The sequence below is a fragment of the Prevotella sp. CAG:255 genome (assembly GCF_000431195.1).
GTDB lineage: Bacteria > Bacteroidota > Bacteroidia > Bacteroidales > Bacteroidaceae > Prevotella > Prevotella rara.
Genome location: NZ_HF986811.1, coordinates 28,798 through 38,422, shown reverse-complemented (window position 1 = coordinate 38,422; position 9,625 = coordinate 28,798). Strand labels below are relative to the sequence as shown.

7 protein-coding genes are annotated in these 9,625 nt (G+C 48.2%); 3 read left to right on the top strand and 4 right to left on the bottom strand.

What is annotated here, in order from left to right:
* Window positions 1-889 (top strand): toprim domain-containing protein (locus QVO66_RS07520; RefSeq protein ID WP_288172727.1); only part of this gene is annotated, 889 nt, incomplete at its 5' end.
* A 267-nt stretch (window positions 890-1,156) separates the two neighbouring features.
* On the opposite strand, the gene QVO66_RS07515 is transcribed toward QVO66_RS07520, so the two are convergent.
* Complete coding sequence (locus QVO66_RS07515; RefSeq protein WP_021854841.1) at window positions 1,157-1,300, bottom strand: hypothetical protein; 144 nt, start codon at window positions 1,298-1,300, stop codon at window positions 1,157-1,159.
* A gap of 190 nt (window positions 1,301-1,490) precedes the next feature.
* Between QVO66_RS07515 and QVO66_RS07510 the strand changes: the two genes are divergently transcribed.
* Complete coding sequence (locus QVO66_RS07510; protein WP_021854840.1) at window positions 1,491-3,872, top strand: T9SS type A sorting domain-containing protein; 2,382 nt, start codon at window positions 1,491-1,493, stop codon at window positions 3,870-3,872.
* 92 nt (window positions 3,873-3,964) lie between these two features.
* Here the strand turns inward: QVO66_RS07510 and QVO66_RS07505 are convergent, their stop codons facing one another.
* The 3 genes from QVO66_RS07505 to QVO66_RS07495 all read right to left on the bottom strand — a co-directional run bounded on the left by QVO66_RS07505 (window position 3,965) and on the right by QVO66_RS07495 (window position 8,300).
* Entirely contained in the window at window positions 3,965-4,681 is a 717-nt protein-coding gene (locus QVO66_RS07505) for an MBL fold metallo-hydrolase (RefSeq protein WP_021854839.1), read from the bottom strand.
* Window positions 4,682-4,814: 133 nt separating this feature from the next.
* Window positions 4,815-6,920: a M6 family metalloprotease domain-containing protein gene (locus QVO66_RS07500; RefSeq protein ID WP_021854838.1), complete on the bottom strand. Its 2,106-nt coding sequence runs from the start codon at window positions 6,918-6,920 to the stop codon at window positions 4,815-4,817.
* 276 nt (window positions 6,921-7,196) lie between these two features.
* Window positions 7,197-8,300, bottom strand: coding sequence for a M20 family metallo-hydrolase (locus tag QVO66_RS07495; protein WP_021854837.1), 1,104 nt, complete (start codon window positions 8,298-8,300; stop codon window positions 7,197-7,199).
* Between the two features lie 309 nt (window positions 8,301-8,609).
* Between QVO66_RS07495 and QVO66_RS07490 the strand changes: the two genes are divergently transcribed.
* Window positions 8,610-9,625: AMP-binding protein (locus tag QVO66_RS07490; RefSeq protein ID WP_288172726.1), on the top strand; the 1,016-nt coding region annotated here is incomplete at its 3' end.

Here is a 9,625-nt window from a genome sequence, read left to right as displayed (position 1 = left end):
TCAGCAGGCCGTGTCAGAGGCTCTGACATATTATCTTGAGGAACATCCGAAGGAGGCAAAGCAGATATGCGACAAGGTGATACTGGCTGCAACGGCACGTATCGCGGCGCGCAAGGCACGCGAGAGCGTTCAGCGCAAGAATCCTATGACCGGAGGCGGTCTGCCCGGAAAGCTTGCTGACTGCTCAAACAAAGACCCGAAGGAGTGCGAGATATTCCTCGTCGAGGGAGACTCGGCCGGCGGTTCTGCCAAGCAGGGACGCGACCGCTACACACAGGCCATACTGCCGCTGCGCGGAAAGATTCTTAACGTGGAGAAGGTTATGTGGCACAAGGTGTTCGAGAGCGAGTCGGTTATGAACATCATACAGAGTATAGGCGTGCGCTTCGGCGTTGACGGCGAGGACGACAAGGAGGCAAACATCGAAAAGTTGCGCTATGACAAGATTATCATAATGACCGATGCCGACGTCGATGGTTCACACATCGACACCCTTATAATGACTCTGTTCTACCGCTTCATGCCTAAGGTTATTCAGGACGGACATCTCTATATAGCCACTCCGCCGCTTTATCTCTGCACATATAAGAACAAGGTGAAGGAGTATTGCTATACCGACCAGCAGCGTCAGGCATTCCTCGACAAGTACGGCAACGGCGTTGATGACGGCAAGAGCATACACACTCAGCGATATAAAGGTTTGGGTGAGATGAACCCGGAGCAGCTTTGGGAGACGACAATGAATCCCGAGACACGTCTGCTGAAACAGGTTACGATAGAGAATGCCGCCGAGGCCGACGAGATATTCTCAATGCTTATGGGCGACGACGTTGAACCTCGACGCCAGTTTATCGAGCAGAACGCCACATACGCAAACATCGATGCTTAAGGCGTAATAATAAATATTCAGATATAATCCGTACGTAATTAGATTTTACGTGCGGATTTTTTTATTCCTAATCTGTCATTATATCTGTCTTTCTAAACTGTAATTAGAATCCTACAGAATTTAAAGAGAATCGCTGCATGCTTTTTCGTTGCCATGATGGATATGTAAAGAAAGGGTTGATGGAAATAGAAAACATAAAGAAGACAGAAACATCAACGTACTTGTTTTGCAAAATCATATTTTGGCAGGTCTATGACTGATTAGATTTTAATCGGCAGATTTATGGTTCCTGCTGTTGTATAGATTCTTATTTGTTCCTTTTCTTGTTTCTTTTTTTATTGCCATGGTTGTCATGTTTACATAAAAGCGGCGACAATCTTTTTTGCAAAACAATGTTTTGTCAGAATTCATAATGATTGGTTTTTACTTTTTTTGAAATTTGTCCGGTCCCTTTATTGTGTTGTAAATCAGAATGTTATATTATATCTTAATTTTTTTAACATTCGTGTCCGGCGTATTGTCCTGTAGAAAAAGTATAAAGATATTATTTAGATTTGTAATTTTACGCACAGATTCGTAAGTTAAACTAAATATTTATATTATGAAAAAAAGTATTACTATTGTTACGCTTGCAGCAGCTCTTTCTGCATGTTGTGTACCAGTTGTCGGTCAGACAATTTATAAGGTGAACACACAAATGAACCTTACGGGTGTTAACAATGACGGTGTTGCCGTTGGCTATCCTGACCAAAATACTCCTTATTATCTGTGGAGAGCAGTTGAGAAAGGACCAAACCAGAGTGCTGAAGATCTTGAGCTTATTGGCGGTATTGGACCTGGTGATGGTATTGGAGGACGCGGCCGCTTTTCAGATGACGGAAAGATTATTTCTGCTGTGACTCTTGCTGATGTATTGGTAAGTAAAGGATGGACCAATACTATTGATATGCCTACGGTTCAAATAAAAGATATGTATCTTACTACTCCGGACGTTTTGTTCTATGGTGTTGCTGTGGGTGTTGACACAGAGACAGGTAACAGCGTTGTGTTGCGTACCGTTAAAGAAGGTGAGGTTTGGTATATATACGATAATAGTTGTATACAGAACGGTCTGAAGCAGGGAGCAATAAATACTTTCTCTGTATTTTATAGAGGAAGTATTCTCTTGGGTGGTGATAACGGATTGTGCTATCAGGGCAACCTGGGCAACCAGTGGTTGAATGAAGTAGATCCGCGTCCTGAAGGCCTTACTAAAAACGTGAAAAGTTATCATGCTATCAACTTTATTGATGCGGCACCTTATTGCGGAGTTATTGCCGTTGAGTATGAAGACGGAACGGCAGGAGTATGGCAATGCGATAATGGTGAGGGCATTTATACTATGGATATTTCGTTTACGGATGTAACAGAAGGTGTCAAAGGCCTCACAGGTATGCCAACGAGCATAGTCAATGACGGTACAAATTTCTATATGGCAACGAATGACGGTAGTGTATATAAGTCTACAGACAACGGCAAGACTTGGGAAAGTATCTATTATGGTGGAAGTAATGTCAAGTTTACCAAAATAGCCGTTTCAGGTGAAGGAAAACTTGCAGCTGTGTGTGGTAATGGCAATGTCTATATTTGTACAGACGGAAGCTCTTATTGGGAACGTAGGCGCGTAGACGACGGAAGCGGAGATTATAAGTGGTATACCGTAGCTTTTGATGGAGAGAAACTTGTTGTGGCAGGAGCCAACGGGCAAATTTATTCTTCAGAAGACTATGGAGAGACCTGGGTGAATGAAGGAGAAGATCTAGGAGTAAGTTCAGACATTTATGCTATTAATCAAACATCTACAGCCTTAATGGTAGGAGGTACTGACGGATGCCTTATGCGCAAGCCTGTGGCAGAAACAAAGAATGGCGCAATATCTTCTCTTTATGACATGGAAACACAAGAATGGACACCGCTGAAGAGTACGGGTTATATGAGTGATATTTCTTTCGGTTCACCGTATGATATTTCTGGAGATGGTAAATATGTAGTAGGTTTGGCGCCGTGGAAAGAGTCTGATGGAGGATTCCGTAGTCATGCTACGGTATGGAGTACAGAAACTGGTGTGCCTGTTGACCTTGGAACACGTGTTGAAGGCAGAGCAACCCGCGCTAATGGTGCAAGTTATGACGGAAGTGTCGTTGTAGGATGGCAGGACTTTTTTGGACCTTGGTATGCTTCTGTATGGCGCAAAGGAGCAGACGGGTATACTCAGGAATTTATATATAGTCATGAAGGTGTATCAGAGGAGGACTTGGATTTTAATGATAATAATAACCTGATGCAGAATCTAGCCCTTGAGCTGAGAAGTGTATCTTCAGACGGTAAATGGCTGGGAGGTAAAGGTGGAGAGCTTTCTCTGATAAAGAATCCGTATATTTATAGTATAGAAACCGGTATTGTAGAGCTTACAGACAATGGTGTCGGCGGAACTGTGTCTGACATTAATAATGAAGGTGATATCGCTATTGGCTGGTATGGCACAGGCGAGAGCGGCTGGATATGGACAAAGGAAGACGGTATCATGGATATCAATGACTTTGCAAGAAATGTGCTTGGTGCAGAGTATACCGGTACGTTGTGTTCGGCTTACGACATGTCGCCTAACGGACGCTTTGTGATAGGTTATGGTATGGAAGGCCTGAATGTATTCGGTTATATGCTTGATCTTAAGCAGTGGCTTGAGGATCGTGAGCAGGGTACAGGTATAGCTGACGTTACCGTATATCCTAACCCCGCAACGGACGAACTTCATATTGATATGCTTAGTGACGGCAACGCCCATGTTAATCTATACGATCTTACCGGCCGTAAGGTTTATAGCAGCAAGGTGACAGACACAAGCAATGTTGTAAACATATCTTCGGTTAAGAATGGTATCTATGTGCTGGAGATTCAGGCCGGAAATGCACGTAAGACAATGAAGTTCCAGGTGAAACATTAATGTGTTTTTATAACCAACCTTTTTATTCATAATCACTGCGCCTCAAGCTGTCAATAATACAGTTTGAGGCGCTTATTTTTCTTGCGTGTATATTACAGTGTTCCTATCTCTTCGCCTTCGCGGTGTATGTAGAGAAACTTAGTGCCGCGGAATTCTGCCTCTTTGCCGAAGGTCATGGCTTTCTCTCTTGCCGGCGGGAAGTGCATAGGTGCCATATAGGTTGTCTTTATCGTCTGAATCCACTGCCGTGCGCCGCGTGCAAAGTCGGTGCCGAGCCGCGGGTCGACGGGGAACATGGCAATGTCGACTGCCGGGTATTCTGCTTTTATGTCGCGCAGCACTGCCATGAAGTCGCCCTCCATCTTTTTGACTTCCTGTGGAGTAGACTCATCCTCCCAGTGCCAGTTGTTCAGGTCGCCGGCGTGAAACACCTTCTTTCCGTCCGTTTCTACCATAAACGACACTCCGGCGTCTGTGGATCCGAAGGCTTTTACGCTTATCATGTCGTCGCTGTAGGTGTCGCCTCTGCGCAGAAGCACGTCAGCGTCGGTTTCTTTCGCTCTGTGGCGCCTAACTATGTCGCGCGACAGAATTATACGTTTCTGTCCGTTTTGCACGTTCAGACTAAAGATTTCGGGGTTGAAGTGGTCTTCGTGAAAATGACTTGCCATGAAGTAGACGCGCTTGTCTGTGTGCTCAAGCATGTGTTTGACGTCGCCGTCGGGCGAGTCTTTCCAGTAGTCGAAGATGATGACACACTGCTCGGCCTCAAGCATAAAGCAGCTGTGAAAGATGTAATATAGCTTCATGATATCTTTGTTTTGTTGTTGAATGCTGTTGCTTTCAGTCCGTTTCCGGCTGTCTTGTGGCTGCCGGCCGCGGCTGTGGCGGTAATAAAAAAGGGCAGGCCTTGGCCCGCCCTTTTTGTGAAGGTTATGACGATTATTTGATAATCTTCTTTCCGTTGATGATATAGATGCCCTTCTTCAGGCTGTTAAGGTCTTTGCCCATGTAGCGTCCGTCGATGCTGAATATGCGGTTGTCCTTAACCTCATTGTCAGTAACGGTGTTGCTGATGCCTGTAGATGTGTTGCTCAGACAAACCTTGTCGAGATAGAAGCGGCCTGAGTTAACGTAGAATCTGAGTTTAACCGGTCCGTTAGCTGTCAGCTCTGTGCTGAATGCAGACCACTTGTTGTTCTTCAGTACGAATGAAGGCTTAGACAGTGTTCCGTTGCCTTCCTTAACCTCAACGTAGATAGTGTTAGCCTCGCTTGCGTAAGGAGCAGCCTTGAACTGCAGTGTGTATGTTCCGTCTACGGTTATTTCAGGTGTTGTAACGTTACCTGCCATCATGCTTGAGCCGTACTGTGCGCACTGGTAAGCGCTGCGAGAACTTGTTGAAGACCATCCTGTGTTGTCATACTGTACAGAGCCTGATGTCGTTGCGCTGAAGTTGCCGTCGTTACCTCCGGTGCCGTTGCACTTGTCGAATGACTCATAGAAGATGTATGACTGCGGCAGATCGAAGTCAGAGTCAGAGTTGTTCTCGTTCTCGAATGAGAATGACACTGTGCCGTCATTGTTCTTTGTGATGTTTCTTACCGACTTGTTCATGAACTTAGAACCGTCCTTGTTCATGTTGTTAAGTGTAGCGGCCGGTGTAGAAGTGTTAGTCAGGCTGTTGTTGTATTGATAAGGATAGATGTCGCCTGCGTCGTTGTTTTCAGGGTCGTTGTCAGCGATGAATATGGTGCAGCGCTGACGTGATGTGCTGTTCACGAGGTTCTGCTGCCATACTTTGGCGTCGAAGTCAACGTGCAGGATGAGCAGTCCTGAGTTAGGCAGACCTGCATCCCATCCGCTCACCTGTCTGTTCTCGAGCAGATAATACTCGTCTTTGTCATTGTCGTTATATATGATGTAAGCCTCGCCTGTTTCAGCCAGAGCCTTCATGTTGTCTATCTGGCAGTTTTCTGTAAGCTCAGTGGGCTCGATCCATCCTGCGTACATACGCTCGTAGCTGGTGTAGTTGGCCGGCAGATAGCTGTCGCCGTTGTAGCTTCCCTGGTCCATGATGTCCCAGTCGCCCATGCCGTAGTTGCCGCTGTAAGATGTGTCATACATGTCGGCAAGTCCGAGACAGTGAGAGAACTCGTGGCAGATAGTACCGATACCGTCGATACATTCAGCATAACCCTGGCTTGTCTTGACGCCGAGCTCGCAGCTGCAGGCATAAGTGTCGATGGTTACGCCGTCGAGTGTGAGTGTTCTGCCGAGAGCTGAGTGCAGGTTCCACTCGTGAGGCCAGATAGTGTTTCTGTCGTCCCAAGAAGCCTCGCCGTGTCCTGCGTAAAGGATGAACACCTGGTCAACCTCTCCGTCACCGTCCCAGTCGTAGTTAGTGAAGTCTATGCTTTCGTCAACAGCCTTGCAGGCGTCCATAACCATTTCGCCGAGTGCAGTGTTGTTGTCGTTCTGTCCGTTTGTAGGCTTGCCGTAGTATGCATATCCGTTAGGCAGAGTTACAGGGCCGGCGATGTCGAAGTCGAGCTCAAACTGTCCGTAGCTCTGTGCCTTGAAGTAGTCTTTCACACTACCGTTGAAGTCGAGCTCTTTGAAGCCTTCTTCGTTGGCAATGCGCTGATAGAGTGCAGGAGTATGGTCGGCCCAGAATTTGGTGTCGGCAAACTGCACGAGTATGATAAGACCTTTTTTCATACCAACGTATGGCTGGTGGTCGCCTCCGAGCGAGCCTCTTGTCTGTATGTTCTTCTTATTGCGGCGTGCCGATTGCCTCATCTGGTCGGCTCTTGCGGTCATTGCCTTCATGTCGGCAAGCTCGTAAAAGCCTGTAGTGTTGTTCTGTACTAGTTTGCGGCCGTCAGCTGCCTGCCAGTAGCTGCAGAATTCGTCACCGCGTAGTTCTACTCTGACTTCAGTGCCGTCAGCCATTTTCACCGTTTTCCACATGCCTCGTTTGGCCGGTACGGCGAGCACCAATGTTGACATCAGTGCCATCGATAAGGTAAAAAAAAGTTTTTTCATATTTTTATTGGGATTATTTAGCTTGCAAATGTAACGAATTTGGTTTTTATTTCCAAATAAAATTTATGGTTTGTAGTTTAATTTAACATGTCTGAATGTTGTTGTGTAGTCTTTTTGTGTCTGATGGCCTGAATGTAGGCTCTGCATGGTGATTGTGGCGCGGCCGTATTGCTGCCGTGCAAAAGGTATGCTTTCGGGCTGCAAAAGGCCACCTTTTGGCGTGTAAAAGACGGCAAATCGAACGCTAAAAGATGGCCTTTCGCAACTTACTGAAAGTCAAAGCGTTATGCAACTGCTGTCCGCAGGCGCTGCGGCGGGCAGAATGTCGGCTCCGTCGAGCAGGCTGATGTATGTGTTTATGGCATCTTCTATCTCGCCTATGCCTATGTATTCGTCGGCAGAATGTGAGCGTGCCGACTGCCCCGGACCAAGCTTGAACGAGGGGAAGGGCATCAGTGCCTGGTCTGACAGCGTGGGCGAGCCGAACGGCGTCATGCCCATGGCCTTGCACCTCTGTATCAGAGGGTTGTCCTCGCTTATGTGCGACGACGACAGGCGGAACGAGCGCGCCTTCAGCTCGCTCTTCATCTTGGATGACAGAAAGCTGAACACGTCTTCGTTTCTGTAGAATTCGTTGGTCCTTATGTCTATCGTAAACCTGCATTCGTCGGGTATCACGTTGTGCTGCGTGCCGGCGTTTATTATCGTTACGTTCATCACCGTGGGGCCGAGCAGCTGGCTTACCTTCCCGAACTTGTAGCCGCGCAGCCAGCAGATGTCGTCGAGAGCCTCATATATGGCGTTGACGCCTTCGCCTCTGGCGGCATGTCCCGACTTGCCCCTGGCCGTGGCGTCTATCACCATCAGTCCCTTCTCGGCTATGGCGGGCTGCATGCCCGTGGGCTCTCCCACGATGGCCACGTCTGCGGCAGGCAGCAGCGGCAGGGCGCGCCTTATGCCGTTCTCGCCCGACACTTCCTCCTCGGCAGATGCAAGCCATATGGTGTTGTAGCTCTGCGGGCGCGACGTTATGTGCCTGAAGGCCTGCAGCAGGGCAACGAGTCCGCCGCCGCAGTCGTTGCTGCCCAGTCCGTACAGCCTTCCGCCGCATACGTCAGGGCTGAATGGATTGCGCGTCCACGAGCTCACCGGCTTCACCGTGTCGATGTGTGCGTTGAGTAGCAGCGTGGGCTTCGAACTGTCAAATCCGCTGCTCTTAATCCATATGTTGTTGCCTTCGCGGCTGTATTCGTGGCCATATCCGCTTATCGCGCGTGCCATTACGTCTGCTGCTGCGCTCTCGTCGCGGCTCGCCGACGGCGTGGCTATCAGTTCCTTAAGCAGTTCTATGGCGTCGTTGAGATATTCTTTCTGTGTCATAATCATTCAAAAAAGTTGTCGCCAGATGGCCTGCGACAGACCGTCTGACCGTTCATAATGCAATTATTTGCTGCAAAGTTAATTCAATATGACGTAAAAACAAAATAATATAGGCACAAGTGTCATGCCGTGCCCGGTGCTGCGCCGGGCGGTCTCTGAGGCGTGTTTGCGTGCAGCCGGCGCAGCATTGTCCGTTTTGTCAGTTAAAGTGGCGTGTTTTAGATTTCCTTTTAAAGTAAAAAAGCCGTTTTTATTTTGTTTTTATTATAATTTAATATAACTTTGCATCTAACAAAAAACAATACGCTTATGCAGACAAGATGTCATCTTTCGGTTCTAATCCACGAACAAGCAAAGAAGTATGGAAACAAGCGCGTACTTATTTACCGTGACTTTGGCGACACGCAGTGGAAGTCGGTGTCGTGGAAAGAATTCTCGCGTAAGGTGAGACATGTGTCTAACGCCCTGCTGAACATCGGCGTCAAGGTACAGGAGAACATCGGCGTGTTCTCGCAGAACTCCCTCCAGTATCTCTACACCGACTTCGGAGCGTTCGGCATAAGGGCCGTCAGCGTGCCCTTCTATGCCACCAGCAGCGAGCAGCAGATACAGTATATGATAGACGACGCACAGGTGCGCGTGCTCTTTGTCGGCGAGCAGGAGCAGTACGACAAGGCCTTCAGGGTGTTCTCCCACTGTCCTTCGCTCGAGCGCGTAATAGTCTTCGACAAGCGTGTTGTCATCAGTCCGAACGATAAAAACTCAATATATTTTGACGATTTCCTGACGCTCGGCGAGAACAGTCCGCGGCAGTCGGAAGTGGAAAAGCTGTATGCCGAGGCCAATGAAGACGACCTCTGCAACATACTCTACACCAGCGGAACCACCGGCGACAGCAAGGGCGTAATGCTTTCTTACGGTCAGTTTCATGCCGCGCTTAAGGCTAACGACGAGGTTGTGCCGGTAACTGATAAAGACCGCATAATGAACTTCCTGCCCATCACGCACATCTTTGAGCGCGGATGGCTGTTCCTCTGTCTTAGCGAAGGCGCAGAGATTGTGATCAACACCAACCCGAAGGAGATACAGCAGTCTATGCGCGAGACTCATCCTACGTGTATGAGCTCCGTGCCAAGATTCTGGGAGAAAGTGTATGCCGGCGTGAAGGACAAAATAGACAGGGCAAACCCCGTGAGACGCAAGCTCTTCATGAAGGCCCTGGCCGTAGGGCGCAAGCACAATATCGAATATCTCAGCCGCGGCAAGCGTCCGCCGCTGTCGCTGAAGATGAAGTATGCGCTCATGAACAGGACGCTCCTCAGCAC

Bases quoted from the DNA above. Each gene is read 5' to 3' on its own strand.
- QVO66_RS07515 (WP_021854841.1), bottom strand. From the start codon at position 1,300: ATGAATTCTGACAAAACATTGTTTTGCAAAAAAGATTGTCGCCGCTTT.
- QVO66_RS07505 (WP_021854839.1), bottom strand. From the start codon at position 4,681: ATGAAGCTATATTACATCTTTCACAGCTGCTTTATGCTTGAGGCCGAG.
- QVO66_RS07510 (WP_021854840.1), top strand. From the start codon at position 1,491: ATGAAAAAAAGTATTACTATTGTTACGCTTGCAGCAGCTCTTTCTGCA.
- QVO66_RS07495 (WP_021854837.1), bottom strand. From the start codon at position 8,300: ATGACACAGAAAGAATATCTCAACGACGCCATAGAACTGCTTAAGGAA.
- QVO66_RS07500 (WP_021854838.1), bottom strand. From the start codon at position 6,920: ATGAAAAAACTTTTTTTTACCTTATCGATGGCACTGATGTCAACATTG.